Below are 17,251 nucleotides of genomic sequence, written 5' to 3'. Positions count from 1 at the left end.
CCATGATTCCTTACAGGCAGGCTTCCAAGAAAGGCTGGTCGAAGCCGAACATGCGCGCCTTGTCCAGCGTGTAGGGACGCAGGCCCATCGACCGATATTCGCCGACGATTTTGCCGCTGTCGTCCTCGTCATGATATTCGAATTTGAACAATTCCTGGGTGACGATGACGTCGCCTTCCATGCCAATCACCTCGGTCACGTTGGTGATGCGGCGCGAACCGTCGCGCAGACGCTTGACCTGGATGATCAGATCCACCGAGTCGGCGATCTGCTTGGAAATAGCTTCCTTGGGGATTTTAATGTCCCCCATCAGGATCATATTTTCCATACGGCCCAGGCACTCACGGGGTGAGTTGGCGTGGAGCGTACACATGGAGCCGTCATGGCCCGTGTTCATCGCGGCGAGCAGATCGAAACATTCCGCGCCACGAATTTCGCCCAAGATGATCCGGTCCGGGCGCATACGCAGGGCGTTCTTGACCAGATCGCCGATGGTGATGGCGCCATTGCCCTCCAGATTGGCCGGGCGGGTTTCCAGAGGCAGCCAGTGTGGCTGTTGCAACCGCAATTCGGCGGCGTCCTCGATCGTCAGCACGCGCTCACCCGGATCGATCATCTTCGACAGGGCATTGAGCATCGTCGTCTTGCCCGAACCGGTGCCGCCCGAAATGACGATGTTGAAGCGGCAGGCGCCGGCGATCTTGAGTGCGGTCGCCATCTTGGGGCTCATCGCGCCCCATTGCGACAGCATGTCTATGGTGATCGGCTTGGCCGAAAACTTACGAATCGAGATGGCGGTGCCGCGCAGGGACAGCGGCGGCACGATGACGTTAACGCGGCTGCCGTCGGGCAGGCGGGCGTCGGCCAGCGGGGTGGTCTGGTCGACGCGGCGGCCGACCTTGCTGACGATCCGCTGCGCGATCTGGAACAGATGCTCCTCGTCCCGAAACTTGATCGGGGCAATTATCAGCTTGCCCTTCTTTTCGATATAGGTCTGGTCCGGGCCGTTGACCATGATGTCGGTCACGTCCGGGTCGGACAGCAATTCCTCAAGCGGCCCCAGGCCCAGCAGTTCATCGACCAGCACCTTTTCCAGCGCGAACTGTTCGCGCCGGTTGAGGGTCAGCTTCAACTCCGCCAGCACTTCCATGATGATCGGGCGAAATTCCTCTGCCAGCTCATCCTTGGTCAGGGTGGCGGCAGCTTCAGGATCGACGCGCTCCAACAGGCGGGGCAGCACCTGTTCCTTGATCTTGTGAACGCTAGCTTCAAAGCCCTGCGGCCCGGCGTCAGCCACATGTTCATGATTGGCGCGGTCGGACAGGCGCTGGATGGCATCGGCATTGCGCTGCATCTGGCTGGTCGGCGCGGTGAGCGGATCGAAGCTGGTTTCGCCGGGCAAGGCGGCAATATCGAGCGGGGGGAACTGGTCACCGCCGCGCGGTTCGTCCTTGGGCGCGCCGCCGCCCTGCATCGGCCGGGCGACGCCAAAGCCGGGCTTGATGCCAGCAGGTCCATTTTTCCGTCCAAAGGCGCTCATAGGTCTCCGCCAGTAATTCGCGATCGAAGCCGCCCGAAAGAAGGCCGATCAGATAGGGCTTGGGAAGGTGAATAAGATGGAAACTTTGACAAATGGCTAATGCGGCGGCGAAGGATCAGCAGCGCCAGCCCCAGCAGCGCGATCAGGCTGATCGCCGCGCCGACTTTTTCCTGCCACAGCCGTACCCGTTTGATACTGTAGGTGCCGGGCCGGGCATCGAAGCGGATCAGCGGGCCGTGGCTTGCCACCGCCTGCCCATTGCGTGTCACCTGCCAGATCGGGAAGGCGGCATGGCCGATCGTCACGGGGCCGGGGCGGGTGACGGTGATGTCGTCGCCGCGCTGGAGGCTGGCATAGCGGCCAAGGTCAGTCCAGCGATCGACCCGATCGACCAGCGAAGCGTCAAATCCTGCGGGCAGATATTCCGGCGCGTCGGGCTGGTGCCGATCGATCCGGGCATAATCGACCGGCATGTGCAGCAGGGCGCTGGCGATCAGGCCGGTGAGCAGTAGCGGGAAGGCCAGCACCACGCTAGCGCCGATCGCGATGATGCGGCGGGGCGGGCAGGTGGCAATCGCGGTGATGGCGGCAAATTCGGTGATGGCGAGGATACGCCAGGGAAATTGCACCTTGTCGAGCAGGTCGATGCTCCACAATGACGGGATCAGATTGACCGCCGCCAATGCCGTGCCGACCGTGATCGCGGTCCATAGCGACCGTGCGCGCCAGGCGAGCAGGACGAGGCCCAGCGCGATACAGGGGAAGAGTTCGACATCCTCGCGCCAGATTGACCAGCCGCTCGCTTGATATTTGCCGCTCCACAGCAAAGCCGTGGACATATGAGACTGGAGCGTGGCGGCGGGCAGCAGATAGAAAGCGGCGAGCGCAAAGGCCATCACCCCGGCGACAAGACCCGGCAGCAATGTCGTGCGATCCTGCACGATCCGCTGGAGCATTAGCGGGGCGATCAGGAACAGGCCGGTCAGTGTCGCCAGCGGCAAATGGGTCATGATCAGCGCAGCATAGGCGCTGGCAAGGAGGGCCACCCCGCGCCGCGACGGCAGCCAGTGGATGCCCAGTGCGATCAATGGCAACCAGACGAACCCGGCAAATTCCGCCAGCGCGCCACGCACATAGAGGTCGAACAGATGATAGGGCGCGATCATGTAAAGCGCCGCGCCCAAGAGCGGCCTCGTTCCGCGCGCAGCCAGCCACGCATATATGGCCAGTCCCGACGCGATCATCAGCAGCAGGCCAGCGCCGGTGATCGCCTGCCCCACGGTGAGGCCGATGGCGTTCAGCCCGCCCGACAGCCAATAGGCCAGAGGCGGGTAGAAATAGAAGGTGGGGCTGCCCAGCCCCTCGAAACTGCGCGGTAGCCAGCGTTCATAGAGATGCCCCGCCGCCATCTGCTCGCCGAAATGGCGGGTCCACATATGATTATAGAGATGGCTGTGCGTCGCGCCCGGTCCCCATAGCAGGGCAGGCAGCATCAGCACACACCCCAGCAGGGTCAGCGTCCAGAGCGGATGACGGCTGGCAAGGGAGGCGATGGCGCGCATGGGCCGGTGATGGCGCAATATGGTAAATGAAGCGTAAGGATGTCGGCGCGCCCTTACCTTCCATTAACCATTATGGCCGATAGCAGAGGCAGCTTTTCCGTGAGGATCATCGCGCCCATGCGCACCCTGTCGATCGTCATCCCTGTCTATAACGAACAGGACAGCCTGTCGCTGTTTCTGGAGGCGGCGCGTCCGGCGGTGGGGCGTGCGCTGGCGCTGATCGGCGCGGATGCGCGGGCCGAATATCTGTTCGTCAATGACGGTAGCAGCGACCGGACCGGCGACATATTGGGCATATTGGCGCGGCTCAATCCCGATGTGCGTTGCATCACCCTGTCGCGCAATTTCGGCAAGGAAGCGGCGCTTGCCGCCGGGATCGACCATGCCAGCGGCGATGCGGTGATCCCGATCGACGTCGATCTGCAAGACCCGCCAGAGGTAATCGTGGATATGGTCCGCCACTGGCGGGCTGGGGCGCAGGTGATCAACGCCCGCCGCACCGATCGGTCCACGGATGGCTGGTTCAAGCGGACGAGCGCGCGGGGATTTTACCGCCTGCTCAACCGCCTGTCCGATTATCCCATCCCCGAAAATGTCGGCGATTTCCGCCTGCTCGACCGGCAGGCCGTGGACGTCATCAAGCAACTGGGCGAACAGGCACGGTTCAACAAGGGGTTGTTCAGCTGGATCGGCTTTCGCGTCGCCACGGTCGATTATGCCCGTGCCGCGCGCGGGACGGGGACGACCAAATGGCGGCTGGGCAAGCTCTGGTCGCTGGCGATTGACGGCATCACCGCATCGACCACCATGCCATTGCGCATCTGGTCCTATATTGGCGGCGGCATCGCCTGCCTGGCCTTTGCCTATGCCGCCTTTCTGGTCGCGCATACGATCATCACCGGGGTCGATACGCCCGGCTATGCCTCCATCATGGTCGCGGTGCTGGGCCTGGGTGGCCTTAATTTGCTCAGTCTTGGCATCATCGGCGAATATCTCGGCCGGGTCGCGCGCGAAGTGCGGCAGCGGCCGCTCTATGTGGTTGCGGATCAGTCGACCGCGGTGGTGGCCCCGGTCGCCACGCCAATCAGGGAAGAGGACCAATGGACCGATCAGCCTATGCGAGCCTGAGCGCGCAGGAGGGGAGCCATTGGTGGTTCGTCGCCCGTCGCGCCATATTGGACGCGTTGATCCGCACCCGGATCGCGCCGCGCGCCGACGCGCGCATATTGGAGGCGGGCTGCGGCACCGGCGGCAATCTGGCGATGCTGGCGCGCCATGGCAGCGTCGATGCGCTGGAATATGATGATGACGCGCGCCGCCATGCGAATGAACGGGGGATCGCGCGGATCGAGCCGGGAATGCTTCCGGGCCGGATCGGCTTTGATGGCGCGCGCTATGACCTGATCGCCCTGCTCGATGTGCTGGAGCATGTGGAGGAGGATCGCGCCTCGCTTGCCGCTTTGCGCGCGCGACTGGCGGAGGGGGGCAGGATCTTGCTCACCGTTCCGGCAGTGCCCTGGCTCTGGTCCGACCATGACGTGCTGCACCATCATAAGCGCCGCTATACGCTGGCCGGGCTGCGCGCGGTGGCGCAGGAGGCGGGACTGAAGGTCGAGGCGATCGGCTATTTCAACAGCCTGCTCTTTCCCCTTGCGGTCGCGACCCGCACCGCGCACCGGCTGTTGGGTCGCAAGGGCGGGCTGGACGCGCAGCCATCGCCACCGGTCAATGGCATGTTGCGACGGATCTTCGGCTGGGAACAGCATCTGCTTGGCCGCGTGCGCTTCCCGATCGGCCTGTCGCTCTACGCGATCTTGTCAGCCTGACGGTTCGTCGGGATGGTGCCATGGCCCGTCCCAGCAGCGGGCGGGTTCGATGGCATTGACCGGCGCGGGATTGGCGGGCCGCACCAGCGTCGGCATCTTGCCCAATGGCGCGACATAGGAGTCGATCGGAAAATCGCCAAAACTCTGATGCCATGCCTTGAACAGGCTGCATCGGACCTGCGGCGCGGCGGGATGCGCCAGCGCCCGGCGGATTTCCACAATGCCAGTGACGGACCCGATCGCCAGCAGCACGACCAGCGGCACGCGCGCGCGTTGTGTGCCTAGAAGGGCATCGGCGACCATGACGGCCAGTATCGTCAATGCGCAGATCGACCCGCGCATCATGAAATCGGTGGACGCGCCAATCTGGACGAAGGGGATGGCGATCAGCCACAATGTCAGCAGCGCCAGCGTATCGCGGCCAAAGCGCAGACGATGGACCAGAAGTGCCAGCGGCGCGACATAGACCAGCACTTCCAGCAGCTCGAACAGGCCCCATTGCAGCGGCGACAGCGCCATCAGCCGCACGCCGACCCCATCACCCGCCGCGCTCAGATAGAGCAGGCCGGGGAGGCAGAGCAGGGTGGTGAGCGCGGGGAGGACGATGTCAGCGGGGCGGATGGCGCGCGCGCGCAAACTGCGGACGCCCGCGAGCGCCGCGAATGGCATTGCGCCCATCAGCCCCAGCGGCGACCAGAGCGCGGTCAAAGGCAGCAGCGTCAGATAGACGCCTAGCGGCAGCTTCTCCGCCCGCCACAGCAGGAAGCCGAGCGCGCCGATCCAGCCCGCCAGTGCATGTTGCGGCACCCAGAAGGCGAGCGTGATGGTCGATGAATATTGGAGATAGGCCCAGTTTTCGAGATGATCCGACAGCCCGCCGCGAAACAGGATGCGACCCAGCGCGTCGAGGCCGCTGAACCCGATGACGACGACCAACGCGATCAGCCTGGCGCGGCGCGTCGCAAACAGGGTGGACCCCAGCGCCAGCAACGTGCCGAGCAGCAGGCTGTTCTGGACCAGCAGCGCGATGTCGGCGGCGCGTCCGCCCAGCGCCTTGGCCGCCAGTGCAGGCATCAGGAACATGCCGATCGGGGCGCGCAACACGTCCGCTTTGCCGCGCGCGGTATAGACGAAGGGCCAGGGATTGACGCTCATGTCGCGCAGCACCGCAAACCGCACCTGCCAGTCGATATTGGCGTAGAAGAAACGGCCCTCTCCCCCCAGCATCAGCAAGATGGTCGCAACCCCGATGCAGAAGATCCATGTCGCAGGCGTCGGCCCGGCAAAGCTGTGCGCCAACCGGACGACGGCGACACAGAGCGTCGCTACCAGCAGCGCGCCCAACCCATAGGCCCAGAGCGGCATGACATCCAGAAAGCGCCACAATAGCAGCTGGTCGACGCCCAGCCAGCCGACCAGCAGGGCGATCAGCCAGCCGCCGGGCAAAGGGCGCTGGACGGCACGGGCAGGGGACGGGACGGTCATCGGCCCTGTTCATGGCAAGGCTGGGGAGGCGCGGCAATCGGCGATTGATGATGCGTAATAATTGTTGCGGCCTGTCCGCCGATTGCGGAGACTGTCATAAGCGATCGGGAGGCAAATAATGCGTGTGATGGTGCTGGTGAAGGCGACGCCGGAGAGCGAAACCGGCCTGTTCCCCGAACCCTGGACGAGCGAGATGATGGCGGCGATGGGTCGCTATAATGACGCCTTGCGCGACGCTGGCATATTGGTTGCTGCTGATGGCCTGACGCCCACGTCGCAGGGCAAGCGCATCGCATTCGACGGCGCGGATCGTACGGTGATCGACGGGCCGTTCACGCCCAGCCGTGATCAGGTGGCCGGTTTCTGGCTCTGGAATGTCGCGGACATGGACGAAGCGGTTGCCTGGGCCAAACGCTGCCCCAATCCGATGCCCGGACCCAGCGAGATTGAAATCCGGCCCTTTTACGAGTGACCGCCCAACAAAAAGGGGCGCTGTCGAGCGCCCCTCTGGATGACCGCGCCACGTCGGCCCGGTTGTCAGGTGCCGTGATCAGCCGACTTTTTCGGCCAGGACCGTCAGACCCTTTTCATTGACCTCGGCAAAGCCACCCTCGACCGGGATGATTTCCGGCGTGGACCCTGCGGTCGCATAGATCTGGATGCTGCCGTCGCGCACGGTCGACATGAAGGGCGCATGACCCTCCAGCACGCCGAAGTCGCCATCGGTGCCGGGCACCACGACCTGATAGACATCCTCCGACCGGAAGAGCTTTTCGGGGGTCACGAGTTCAAAATGCAGTGCCATTTTTCTTACTCCCCCCTCCCTTTAGGGAGGGGTCGGGGGAGGGGATGTTGGTCAGGGATCGCCCATGACAGGCCCTCCCCTGCCCCTCCCGCAAGCGGGAGGGGAATTTGGATTTACGCCGCTTCGGCAGCTAGCTTCTTGGCCTTTTCGATGGCCTCGTCGATGCCGCCGACCATGTAGAAGGCGTTTTCGGGCAGATGGTCATATTCGCCATCGACCACCGCCTTGAACGACTTGACCGTGTCCTCGACCGCCACGAACTTGCCGCTGATGCCGGTAAAGACTTCCGCGACGTGGAAGGGCTGCGACAGGAACTTCTGGATCTTGCGCGCGCGGGCGACGGTCAGCTTATCTTCTTCTGACAGCTCGTCCATGCCCAGAATGGCGATGATGTCCTGCAGCGACTTGTACTTCTGCAGGATCGACTGGACCGCGCGGGCGGTGTCATAATGTTCCTGGCCCACGGTGCGCGGCTCGAGCACGCGGCTGGTGGAGTCCAGCGGATCGACCGCCGGGTAGATGCCCAGTTCCGAAATGGCGCGGTTGAGAACGGTCGTCGCATCAAGATGCGCGAACGAGGTTGCCGGTGCCGGATCGGTAAGATCGTCCGCGGGAACATAGACGGCCTGCACCGAGGTGATCGACCCCTTGTTGGTGGAGGTGATACGTTCCTGCAGCGCGCCCATGTCGGTCGACAGGGTCGGCTGATAGCCCACGGCTGAAGGAATACGGCCGAGCAGAGCGGACACTTCCGCGCCTGCCTGGGTGAAGCGGAAGATGTTGTCGACGAAGAACAGCACGTCCTGATTTTCGACGTCGCGGAAATATTCCGCGATGGTCAGACCCGACAGGGCGACGCGGGCGCGCGCGCCCGGCGGCTCGTTCATCTGGCCGTAAACGAGCGCAACCTTGGAGCCTTCGGAGATGGCGTTGCCATCAGCATCCTTGGCGATGACGCCTGCGTCGAGGAATTCATGGTAGAGATCGTTACCCTCACGGGTCCGCTCACCCACGCCTGCAAACACCGACGTGCCGCCATGGCCCTTGGCGATGTTGTTGATCAGTTCCTGAATGAGAACCGTCTTGCCGACGCCCGCGCCGCCGAACAGGCCAATCTTGCCGCCCTTGGCGTAAGGGGCGAGAAGGTCGATGACCTTGATGCCGGTGACCAGGATCGAGCTTTCGGTCGACTGGTCGACAAATTCGGGTGCCTTGGCATGGATCGGCGAACGCATTTCGGTCGCGACCGGGCCGCGCTCGTCAATGGGTTCGCCAACGACGTTGAGGATGCGGCCGAGCGTGGCGGGGCCGACGGGGACGCTGATCTGCGCGCCGGTGTCGGTTACTTCCTGGCCACGCGTCAGACCTTCGGTCGAATCCATCGCGATGGTGCGGACGGTGTTTTCACCCAGATGCTGGGCGACTTCCAGCACCAGGCGCTGGCCGTTATTGCTGGTTTCGAGCGCCGAAAGGATCGACGGGAGCGCATCAGGGAAGGTCACGTCGACGACAGCGCCGATGACCTGCGAAATGCGGCCTACATTGTTGGTGGTTGCCATGACTGCTTCCTTGCGTGCGTGTGCTTAGAGGGCTTCAGCGCCCGAAATGATTTCAACGAGTTCGGTGGTGATCGCGGCCTGGCGGCTGCGGTTATACTGGATCGTCAGCTTGTTGATCAGGTCGCCTGCGTTGCGCGTGGCATTGTCCATCGCGGTCATCGAAGCGCCCTGTTCGGATGCGTTATTTTCCAGCAGCGCCTTGAACAGCTGGATCGCGACGTTGCGCGGCAGCAGGTCGTCCAGGATCGCTTCCTCGCTCGGTTCATATTCGACCGTCGCGGCGATGGCGTTGCGGTCGGCGTCGGCGGGGATCTTGACGGGAATGATCTGCTGTTCGGTCGGGATCTGCGCCAGCGCCGACTTGAAGCGCGAGTAGAAGAGATGCGCGACGTCGAACTTGCCGTTCAGATACATGTCGGTCAGCTCGCCAGCGATGGCGTGTGCCTGATCGTAACCAGGCTGCTTCGCGCCGGTCGTGTCATATTGGGCGACGATCTGGCCGGGATACATGCGGTTGATCACCGGACGGCCCTTGCGACCGATCAGATAGAATTTGACCGTCTTGCCCTGTTCGATCAGCTCGTCCGCCTTGGCGCGCGCGGCCTTGACGATGTTGGCGTTGAACGCGCCAGCCAGGCCACGGTCGGAGTTGGCAACGACCAGCAGATGCACGTCATCTTTGCCCGTGCCAGCCAGCAGCGGCGACGCGCCTTCGCCCGAACCGCCCGCAATCTTCGAGGCGAGCGAGGCGACGACGGCTTCCAGACGGCTGCTATAGGGGCGCGCGGCCTCCGCTGCGGCCTGCGCCTTGCGCAGCTTCGCGGCGGCGACCATCTGCTTCGCCTTGGTGATCTTCTGGGTCGATTTGACCGACCCGATGCGGATCTTCAGTTCTTTGAGGCTAGCCATCTCAATCCCGAATTCAGTGTAGGGAGGCCGCCGGTCACCCGGCGGCCTTCATCAAATCACTTAGGCGCCAGACTTAAGCAAAAGTCTTGCCGAAGCTGTCGAGCGCGGCCTTCAGCTTGCCCTTGGCGTCGTCGCCCAGATCCTTGGTGTCGCGGATCGTGGTCAGCACATCGGCATGATCGTGGCGCAAATAGGCCAGCATCAGCTCTTCGTAACGGGTCACGTCCTTGACAGCGACGCTGTCGAGATAGCCGTTGGTGCCAGCGAAGATCGACGCGGTCTGCTCTTCGAAGGGCAGGGGCGAGAATTGCGCCTGCTTGAGCAGCTCGGTCAGGCGCGCACCACGGTTCAGCAGCTTCTGGGTCGAAGCGTCAAGATCAGACCCGAACTGGGCGAAGGCCGCCATTTCGCGATACTGGGCCAGCTCCAGCTTGATCGAGCCGGACACCTTCTTCATCGCCTTGGTCTGCGCAGCGGAACCGACGCGCGACACCGAGAGGCCGACGTTAATGGCGGGACGGATGCCCTGGTAGAAGAGGTTGGTTTCCAGGAAGATCTGACCGTCGGTGATCGAGATCACGTTGGTCGGGATGTAGGCCGACACGTCGCCCGCCTGGGTTTCGATGATCGGCAGCGCGGTCAGCGAACCCGAGCCATTGTCGCTGTTCATCTTGGCCGCGCGCTCCAGCAGGCGGCTGTGCAGATAGAACACGTCGCCCGGATAGGCTTCACGGCCCGGAGGACGACGCAGCAGCAGCGACATCTGGCGATAGGCGACGGCCTGCTTGGAGAGATCGTCATAGACGATGACCGCGTGCATACCATTGTCGCGGAAATATTCGCCCATGGTCACGCCGGTGTAGGGCGCGAGATACTGGAGCGGGGCTGGTTCCGAAGCGGTCGCGGCGACGACGATGGAATATTCCATCGCGCCATTTTCTTCGAGCTGCTTGACGATCTGCGCGACGGTCGAGCGCTTCTGGCCGATCGCGACATAGATGCAATAGAGCTTCTTGCTCTCGTCATCGCCAGCGTTCGCGGCCTTCTGGTTGATGAACGTATCGATCGCGACGGCGGTCTTGCCGGTCTGGCGATCGCCGATGATCAGTTCGCGCTGGCCACGGCCGACGGGGACGAGCGTGTCGATGGCCTTCAGGCCCGTCTGCACAGGCTCATGGACCGAGGTGCGCGGGATGATGCCGGGCGCCTTGCGCTCGACGCGCATACGCTGGTCGGACACGATCGGACCCTTGCCGTCGATGGGATTGCCAAGGCCATCCACGACGCGACCCAGCAGACCCTTGCCGACGGGAACGTCGACGATGGTGCCGGTGCGCTTGACGGTGTCGCCTTCCTTGATCTCGCTGTCCGAGCCAAAGATCACGACGCCGACATTGTCGGCTTCCAGGTTCAGGGCCATGCCCTGAATTCCGTTGGAAAACTCGACCATTTCGCCCGCCTGGACGTTGTCGAGGCCATGGACGCGGGCGATGCCGTCACCTACGGTCAGCACGGAACCGACTTCGCTAACCTGCGCTTCGGTGCCGAAATTGGCGATCTGGTCCTTGATGACCTTCGAAATTTCTGCGGCGTTGATATCCATGTTCAGCCTTTCATCGCCATGGCGAGACTATTCAAACGGGTACGAATGGAGCTGTCGATCATCTGGCTGCCGATCTTGACGACCAGCCCGCCCAGGATCGCGGGGTCAACCTTGGCATCGACGGCAACGTCGCGGCCGACACGGGCGCGCAGGCTTTTGCCCAGCGCCGTGATCTGCGTCTTGGTCAGCGGATGCGCGCTGGTGACTTCGGCGCGGGCCTCGCCCTTGTGATTCGACAGCAGGGTTTCATAGGCGCGGATGACTGCGGGAAGCTGGTCAAGCCGGCGGTTCCCGGCAAGCACGCCCAGAAATTTCGTGGTCAGGGGATCGATCCCCATGGAGGAAGCGACCGCACCGATCGTCTTGCCAGACGCATCGCGGCTGAGCACCGGGCTGTTGATAAGCGCTTTGAAATCAGGCGATTGGGCAATCGCCGCCTTCAACGCGGCCAGGCTTTCCGCCACGGTGTCAAGCGATTGGCCGTCGCGTGCCAGATCGAACAGCGCAACCGCGTAGCGGCCGCTGAGGCTGGCCTGTATCCCGCCGGTAGTCTCCACGCGCTTACCGTCCTCCATATGATGTGCCGGTCATGCAAAGAGGGGGGAGCAGTTACGCCCGTCCCCCTTGTTGTGGGGCCGGTTAGCAGCGCGATTATGACTATGCAAGTCATGCTGCGCGATTCCGTCAATAGTGCGAAATCACCGGCATTTGACTGAGTTTTTCTGTGAGCGCGAATCGACTATTGCGCAGGATCAACCGGAGCAAGCCGGCCTTTCTGGCAATGATACACAATCCGCTCATTGGGCTGGGCCGGGACCAAGGCCGCCATTTGCGATTGCAGCGCGGCGATCCGGGCCAGCGCCTCCGGGTCGCTGCCACAGGCGGGAATCGGTTTGTCGCCCACCAACGCCCGCGCCTTGGCCATCGTATCCCCATCGGGCAGCCAGCGATCGACGCGCAGCACGCCATTGACCGGATCGAAGCGGCTTGAGGCCAGATAATTTCCCTCCGCCGGGATGGTGACGCGCTGCCATTCGGTGCCGCTGGCGACATATTGGGTGTCGCCATTGACGCAGCCGCCTTCGGCCCAGTTAAAGCCGATATCATTGGGTTGCGATATGGTCAGACGGCTGCGGGCCAGGTCGACCTTGCAGATATTGTCGCCCGCCCAGGCGAAGGCGGCATTGCTGACGACGCCCCCGTCCTGCGCCACGGCGACCTTCTCGTCGATGCTGGCGAAGCTGGGTTTGAAGAAGAATAGCCCCAGCGCGCCGAACAGCAGCAATCCGCCGATAGCAATCGCCCAGGTTGCGTGCTTCTCCCGCTTCTGGCTGTAGAACAGCCCGCCAGCGCCCAGGCCCAGCACGGCCAGCGCCAGCAGCATAGCGGCCCCGGCCATGGCGTTTTCGCGCGCGGAAATGACCTCCCGCTCGGCAGTATCGCGGGCGCGATCCATCGCCTGTTGGCGTGCGCTGTCGCTGGCGCGCAGCTTCTGCTCGCTCATCGCCGATTCGCGCTGGAGGATGGTGGCTTCGGCCGAATCGGCGTCGGCAAAGGAGCGGCACGGCACGACGGTGTGGAGCGACGACACGCCTGCCTGCCGCAGGAAGGAGGCGATTTCGCGCCAGGATACGGCAAAGCCGAATTCCGCGTCGCTGCCGTCGGATAACGACCCGAAACTGTTGACCCCCAGCACCCGGCCGCAATCATCGACCAGCGGCCCACCACTGTTTCCGGCAGCAAGCGGGGCGGTGTGCAGCAGCGTGTCGAAGCTGCGGCTCGCCCGACCCGCCGACACATTGCCGCTGGTTTTCACTGTCGCCACCGGCTCGACCATCTGTTTGAGGCCCAGCCCCTGCGCCCGATCGACCGTGCCGGGATAGCCGATCGCGGTGACATGCTGGCCATCGGTCACGGCACCGGCATAGAAAGTGCTGACCGGCAGGCTGCCCTGTTCCAGTTGGATCAGCGCCAGATCGTTGCCCGGTGAAAAGGCGATGATCCGCCCGCCATAGGTCTTGGCCCCTTCGGACGGGATGACGCCGATGACGAGATTTTTCTCCTCACGCGCCAGTTCCACGACATGGGCGTTGGTCAATATCTTGTCCGGCGCAACCGCCAGCCCGCTGCCATGGCCGACAAAATAGGCCTCGCTGCCATCGGTCGCGACCAGCACGACACGCACCACGCCGCGCGCGGCAGCGGCGATGTCCTGCTGCTCGGCATGGGAGGCGACCGGCGCGGCAAGGGCGAGCGCGAAGAGGATGAAGCGGAAAAGAGCGATCATATGGGGCGCATACATATGCGAAGGCGGGCGCTGCGCAATCGGGAAAAGTGCGTGGTTTTTTTGAGCGCAAGGCGCGGGAAGCATGGCCAGCGGTTTCGCTTTATCCCATAACGCCATGAACCAGATGACCCGCCTGTCCGCCGCCTCGATCGCTCCGGCGCCCCTGATGCCCGATCCCGACCAGTGCTGGGCGGCGGTGTTGCGCCGCGACCGGGCGATGGACGGGCGGTTCGTGGGCTGCGTTGCTACCACCGGCATCTATTGCAAGCCCAGTTGCGCGGCGCGCCATCCGAAGCGTGAGCATATGAACTTCCTGCCTGATCCCGCCGCCGCGCGCGCGGCAGGTTTTCGCGCCTGCCTGCGCTGCCGCCCGGACGAAATAGGGCGGGATCAGCGTGCAGTGGCGGACGCGATCGCCCTGATCGAAGCGGCGGAGGACACGCCCCGGCTCGACGCGATTGCCGCGCATGTCGGCTACGCCCCGCATCATTTCCATCGCCTGTTCAAGCGTGAGACGGGCCAGACCCCGGCAGGCTATGCGCGGACGCTGCGGGCCGACCGGCTGAAGGCGGCGCTCGATGCGGGCAGCAGCGTGACGGCGGCCATATATGAGGCCGGCTATGCCGCGCCCAGCCGCGCCTATGCCGATGCAGCGTCCCATCTGGGGATGACGCCCAGCGCCTGGCAGGCGGGCGGACGCGGCGTCACCATCCGCTGGCGCAGGATCGACAGCAGCCTTGGTCCGATGCTCGTCGCTGCCACGGACAAGGGGCTGTGCCGCATCAGCTTTGACGAGGGCGAGGCGGCATTGCGCGCGCGTTTCCCCAATGCCGACCTGCAATCCGCCGACGCCGCGCTTGACCGGCTCGCCGCTGCGGTCGTGGCGCTGGTCGATGATCCGAGCAGAGCGCCGGACCTGCCCGTGGATATCGGCGGCACCGCCTTCCAGCAGGCGGTCTGGTCCGCGTTGCGCGCCATTCCCGCCGGGCAGACGCGCAGCTATGGCCAAATCGCCGCCGCTATCGGTCGCCCCGGCGCAGTGCGCGCAGCCGGCACCGCCTGCGGCGACAATGCACTCGCGGTCCTCATCCCCTGCCACCGCGTCCTGCGCAGCGACGGCACGGCGGGCGGCTATGCCTGGGGCGTGGAGCGGAAGCAGGCGTTGCTGGCGCGGGAGCGTGACGTTTCGGCCACGGATTGATCGAATATCCACCAATATCGGAACGATAACGTCACAAGCGCTTGACTCCGTGACTATTTGGTCGATTTTTACGGCTGATTAACTAAGCATCGGGCCGCATCACGGCTCGCTGGGTTGGGGCGGGGATTGCGACTTCTGCTGTTTTGGCTTTTGCTGCTGGCACCGATCGCGGCGATGGCAGCGCCGGTGTTCCAGCCAGCCATGATGCCGCTGGGGTCGGGTTCTGATCGCATGGCCGCGGGTGCGGCGCGGATGACCGACGCGATACTGGAATTTACCCGCTGGCCTGTTGAAAAAACGCTGGTGCATCTGTGCGTTGTTGGCGTGGCCGATCATGCCGGCCAACTGGACGAGATCAGCCTGTCCAACGGCGCGCGCGTGCAGGTGAGCCGCTTGCCTGATCCGGCCGCAGCGACGCAGTGCGACGCTCTCTATATCGGTCGGATGGCGGCGCTCGACAATCGGCGGCTTTTGACAGCGGTGCGGGGCGCGGCGGTGGTGACGATCGCGGAGGCCGATGCCGATTGCCGCAGCGGTGCGATGTTCTGCCTGCTCTTCACGCCGCAAGCGCTCAATTTCCAGCTCAATATCGATGCCGTGTCACGATCGTCCGTACGGATAGATCCCCGCGTATTGCGCCTGTCGAAAGGGGGCTATTGAGGCCATGACCCGTCCGGCTGCCCCACTCATGCCAACCCTGCGTCATATATTGGCGCGGGTTCACACACGTCTCATCCTGTTTGCCGTGCTGATGGCGGGCGTGACCCTGATCGCAGCGGGCGTCCTGATCATGCGCGATTATGCCGAACGCAATCTGGCGCTGGTAGCCCGCACTGCCAGCTACACGATTGAGCCTGCGCTTTTGTTCGATGACATGGCGGCGGCGCAGGACGGCATCGCGATGGTTGCCAATGGCCAGGGTGTGCGCCTGGTCGAGGTACGCGACAATCAGGGACGGTTGATGACGCGCTGGATCAGGCCCGACGCTGGGGCAATGGCGCGCCTGGAGGCGACGGCAGAGAAATTGCTCTGGCCATCGCCCGTGACGGAGCCAGTCCGCCATGGCCGAGACATTATCGCCCGGCTGACCGTCCATGGCGATGCCGGTGCGATCGGTCGCTATTTGCTGTCGGGCGTCGTTATCGCACTGGCCTGCCTGGGCCTGACCGTCATCGCCACGCAGATATTGGCGCGTCGGCTGCAAAAGGATGTGACCGGGCCGCTGGCGCAGATCGCCGATGTTGCCCATGCCGTGCGCGTGGACAGGCGCTTTGACATGCGCGTGCCGGGTGCAGACATCGCCGAAGTCGATCAACTGGCGCGTGATTTCAATGCATTGCTGGACGAATTGCAGCAATGGCACGCAGGCCTTCTGTCCGAAAACCGTCAGCTGGAGCATCAGGCGACGCGCGATCCGCTCACCGGTCTTGGTAATCGCGCCATGTTCGAGCGCCAGTTGGCGGCATCGGTCGAAGCGGCGGAACAGACCGGTCAAGGCTTTGCGATCATCTACGCCGACGTAAACCGCTTCAAACAGGTCAATGACGGCCATGGCCATGATGCGGGCGACGTAATGCTGATCGTCATCGCCGCGCGGCTGCGCGCCGCCCTGCGCAATGGCGACCTGGCTTTCCGGTTGGGCGGAGACGAATTTGCGCTGATCCTGGCATCGGACACGACCCGCGAGGTGGTGGAGGCACTTGCCGCGCGGATCGACACTGGCATGGAGCAGCCGATCATGCTGCCCAGTGGCCAGAGCATCCAGTCGTCGCTCAGCCTTGGCTGGGCGCTATATCCGCAGGACAGCGCCGACCCGCGCGATCTGCTGCGTCACGCCGACGCGGCCATGTACGCGGCCAAGGGACGCCGCCACGCAACCACTGATTGACGGATATTCGTTATGCGCCCAATTCTCTCCCTGCTGATCGCAACTCTGGCCCTGACCGGGTGTCAGACTGTTCCTGATCGCGGTGGCTTTACCCCGCGCCAGCAGGCGACGCTCCGGCAAAACGGGTTTGAACCGGTCGGCGATGGCTGGCAGTTCGGCATGGCCGACCGGCTGCTGTTCGCTACCGATGAAAGCGTGCTGATTCCGGCCCAGCATGTCGTGATCGGGCGTATGGCCCAGACGCTGGTGGCCGTCGACATTCGCGGCGCGCGGGTGGAAGGTCACACCGATTCAACCGGATCTGCCAGCTATAATGATGCGCTGTCGCTGAAACGCGCGCAGGCGGTCGCCGACGCGCTGCACAGCGGAGGCATGGCGCAGGGCGCTCTCCGGGTGGTGGGCATGGGCGCGCGCATACCGGTGGACAGCAACCGCTCTGTCGATGGCCGCCGCGAAAATCGCCGCGTGGTGGTGATCGTGTCACCGGCCGATGCGATCCGCCCCTGATCGACCCTATCGGAACAGGTCGAGATGGAATTTCCTTTCCATTCATGCCCTTCTCCGCCATTCTTAAACCGGGGATATT

General features: G+C 63.9%; 16 protein-coding genes. 7 read left to right on the top strand and 9 right to left on the bottom strand.

Going from position 1 to position 17,251, the window contains the following annotated elements; translation table 11 throughout:
• Nucleotides 1-10: 10 nt before the first annotated feature.
• A complete protein-coding gene (locus KRZ98_RS10225) occupies nt 11-1,540 on the bottom strand; it encodes a CpaF family protein (RefSeq protein ID WP_217673451.1) in 1,530 nt (509 codons plus the stop codon).
• On the bottom strand, nt 1,537-3,102 hold the full coding sequence (locus KRZ98_RS10220; protein ID WP_217673450.1) for an integral membrane-like protein: 1,566 nt from the start codon (nt 3,100-3,102) through the stop codon (nt 1,537-1,539). The genes KRZ98_RS10225 and KRZ98_RS10220 overlap by 4 nt, the downstream gene beginning before the upstream one ends.
• Nucleotides 3,103-3,219: 117 nt before the next feature.
• Here KRZ98_RS10220 and KRZ98_RS10215 point away from each other — a divergent pair, with 117 nt between their 5' ends.
• On the top strand, nt 3,220-4,230 hold the full coding sequence (locus KRZ98_RS10215; RefSeq protein WP_217673686.1) for a glycosyltransferase family 2 protein: 1,011 nt from the start codon (nt 3,220-3,222) through the stop codon (nt 4,228-4,230).
• Nucleotides 4,203-4,928, top strand: a complete 726-nt coding sequence (locus KRZ98_RS10210; protein ID WP_217673449.1) for a bifunctional 2-polyprenyl-6-hydroxyphenol methylase/3-demethylubiquinol 3-O-methyltransferase UbiG — start codon at nt 4,203-4,205, stop codon at nt 4,926-4,928. Before KRZ98_RS10215 ends, KRZ98_RS10210 begins: the two co-directional genes overlap by 28 nt.
• Here the strand turns inward: KRZ98_RS10210 and KRZ98_RS10205 are convergent.
• The gene (locus tag KRZ98_RS10205; RefSeq protein ID WP_217673448.1) at nt 4,920-6,413 is read right to left on the bottom strand and encodes a hypothetical protein; all 1,494 of its coding nucleotides are present in this window, start codon (nt 6,411-6,413) and stop codon (nt 4,920-4,922) included. The genes KRZ98_RS10210 and KRZ98_RS10205 overlap by 9 nt on opposite strands.
• Before the next feature lie 118 nt (nt 6,414-6,531).
• On the opposite strand from KRZ98_RS10205, the gene KRZ98_RS10200 reads away from it, so the two are divergent.
• Nucleotides 6,532-6,885, top strand: a complete 354-nt coding sequence (locus tag KRZ98_RS10200; RefSeq protein ID WP_217673447.1) for a YciI family protein — start codon at nt 6,532-6,534, stop codon at nt 6,883-6,885.
• 78 nt (nt 6,886-6,963) lie between these two features.
• Here the strand turns inward: KRZ98_RS10200 and KRZ98_RS10195 are convergent, their stop codons facing one another.
• The 6 genes from KRZ98_RS10195 to KRZ98_RS10170 all read right to left on the bottom strand — a co-directional run bounded on the left by KRZ98_RS10195 (nt 6,964) and on the right by KRZ98_RS10170 (nt 13,576).
• Nucleotides 6,964-7,218 (bottom strand): ATP synthase F1 subunit epsilon, encoded by a 255-nt coding sequence (locus tag KRZ98_RS10195; RefSeq protein WP_217673446.1) that lies wholly within the window; start codon nt 7,216-7,218, stop codon nt 6,964-6,966.
• Between the two features lie 113 nt (nt 7,219-7,331).
• A complete protein-coding gene (atpD, locus tag KRZ98_RS10190; RefSeq protein ID WP_217673445.1) occupies nt 7,332-8,777 on the bottom strand; it encodes a F0F1 ATP synthase subunit beta in 1,446 nt (481 codons plus the stop codon).
• Between the two features lie 24 nt (nt 8,778-8,801).
• Complete coding sequence (locus KRZ98_RS10185) at nt 8,802-9,686, bottom strand: F0F1 ATP synthase subunit gamma (RefSeq protein WP_119747281.1); 885 nt, start codon at nt 9,684-9,686, stop codon at nt 8,802-8,804.
• A 73-nt stretch (nt 9,687-9,759) separates the two neighbouring features.
• Complete coding sequence (gene atpA / locus KRZ98_RS10180) at nt 9,760-11,289, bottom strand: F0F1 ATP synthase subunit alpha (protein ID WP_217673444.1); 1,530 nt, start codon at nt 11,287-11,289, stop codon at nt 9,760-9,762.
• A 2-nt stretch (nt 11,290-11,291) separates the two neighbouring features.
• The gene (locus KRZ98_RS10175) at nt 11,292-11,846 is read right to left on the bottom strand and encodes a F0F1 ATP synthase subunit delta (protein WP_217673685.1); all 555 of its coding nucleotides are present in this window, start codon (nt 11,844-11,846) and stop codon (nt 11,292-11,294) included.
• Between the two features lie 182 nt (nt 11,847-12,028).
• The gene (locus KRZ98_RS10170) at nt 12,029-13,576 is read right to left on the bottom strand and encodes a S1C family serine protease (RefSeq protein ID WP_217673443.1); all 1,548 of its coding nucleotides are present in this window, start codon (nt 13,574-13,576) and stop codon (nt 12,029-12,031) included.
• 115 nt (nt 13,577-13,691) lie between these two features.
• Here KRZ98_RS10170 and ada point away from each other — a divergent pair, with 115 nt between their 5' ends.
• From ada to KRZ98_RS10150, 4 genes are all read left to right on the top strand, one after another.
• Nucleotides 13,692-14,777, top strand: coding sequence for a bifunctional DNA-binding transcriptional regulator/O6-methylguanine-DNA methyltransferase Ada (gene ada, locus KRZ98_RS10165; RefSeq protein WP_217673442.1), 1,086 nt, complete (start codon nt 13,692-13,694; stop codon nt 14,775-14,777).
• A gap of 126 nt (nt 14,778-14,903) precedes the next feature.
• Nucleotides 14,904-15,437 carry a YfiR family protein gene (locus KRZ98_RS10160; RefSeq protein WP_254798227.1) on the top strand — a complete coding sequence of 178 codons (534 nt, stop codon included), beginning with the start codon at nt 14,904-14,906 and terminating at the stop codon, nt 15,435-15,437.
• A 4-nt stretch (nt 15,438-15,441) separates the two neighbouring features.
• Entirely contained in the window at nt 15,442-16,665 is a 1,224-nt protein-coding gene (locus tag KRZ98_RS10155; protein WP_217673441.1) for a diguanylate cyclase, read from the top strand.
• 12 nt (nt 16,666-16,677) lie between these two features.
• Nucleotides 16,678-17,172, top strand: a complete 495-nt coding sequence (locus tag KRZ98_RS10150) for an OmpA family protein (RefSeq protein ID WP_217673440.1) — start codon at nt 16,678-16,680, stop codon at nt 17,170-17,172.
• Nucleotides 17,173-17,251: the final 79 nt, after the last annotated feature.

The organism is Sphingobium sp. AS12 (genome assembly GCF_019097845.1).
In the GTDB taxonomy this organism is placed as follows: Bacteria; Pseudomonadota; Alphaproteobacteria; order Sphingomonadales; family Sphingomonadaceae; genus Sphingobium.
The sequence above is the reverse complement of the archived record's forward strand: the minus strand, read 5'-3'. Positions and strand labels throughout refer to the sequence as shown.

What these genes read in the sequence shown, in the direction of transcription:
- KRZ98_RS10225 (WP_217673451.1), bottom strand. Translation starts at nt 1,540, where the DNA reads ATGAGCGCCTTTGGACGGAAAAATGGACCTGCTGGCATCAAGCCCGGC.
- KRZ98_RS10220 (WP_217673450.1), bottom strand. Translation starts at nt 3,102, where the DNA reads ATGCGCGCCATCGCCTCCCTTGCCAGCCGTCATCCGCTCTGGACGCTG.
- KRZ98_RS10215 (WP_217673686.1), top strand. Translation starts at nt 3,220, where the DNA reads ATGCGCACCCTGTCGATCGTCATCCCTGTCTATAACGAACAGGACAGC.
- KRZ98_RS10210 (WP_217673449.1), top strand. Translation starts at nt 4,203, where the DNA reads ATGGACCGATCAGCCTATGCGAGCCTGAGCGCGCAGGAGGGGAGCCAT.
- KRZ98_RS10205 (WP_217673448.1), bottom strand. Translation starts at nt 6,413, where the DNA reads ATGACCGTCCCGTCCCCTGCCCGTGCCGTCCAGCGCCCTTTGCCCGGC.
- KRZ98_RS10200 (WP_217673447.1), top strand. Translation starts at nt 6,532, where the DNA reads ATGCGTGTGATGGTGCTGGTGAAGGCGACGCCGGAGAGCGAAACCGGC.
- KRZ98_RS10195 (WP_217673446.1), bottom strand. Translation starts at nt 7,218, where the DNA reads ATGGCACTGCATTTTGAACTCGTGACCCCCGAAAAGCTCTTCCGGTCG.
- atpD (WP_217673445.1), bottom strand. Translation starts at nt 8,777, where the DNA reads ATGGCAACCACCAACAATGTAGGCCGCATTTCGCAGGTCATCGGCGCT.
- KRZ98_RS10185 (WP_119747281.1), bottom strand. Translation starts at nt 9,686, where the DNA reads ATGGCTAGCCTCAAAGAACTGAAGATCCGCATCGGGTCGGTCAAATCG.
- atpA (WP_217673444.1), bottom strand. Translation starts at nt 11,289, where the DNA reads ATGGATATCAACGCCGCAGAAATTTCGAAGGTCATCAAGGACCAGATC.
- KRZ98_RS10170 (WP_217673443.1), bottom strand. Translation starts at nt 13,576, where the DNA reads ATGATCGCTCTTTTCCGCTTCATCCTCTTCGCGCTCGCCCTTGCCGCG.
- ada (WP_217673442.1), top strand. Translation starts at nt 13,692, where the DNA reads ATGAACCAGATGACCCGCCTGTCCGCCGCCTCGATCGCTCCGGCGCCC.
- KRZ98_RS10155 (WP_217673441.1), top strand. Translation starts at nt 15,442, where the DNA reads ATGACCCGTCCGGCTGCCCCACTCATGCCAACCCTGCGTCATATATTG.
- KRZ98_RS10150 (WP_217673440.1), top strand. Translation starts at nt 16,678, where the DNA reads ATGCGCCCAATTCTCTCCCTGCTGATCGCAACTCTGGCCCTGACCGGG.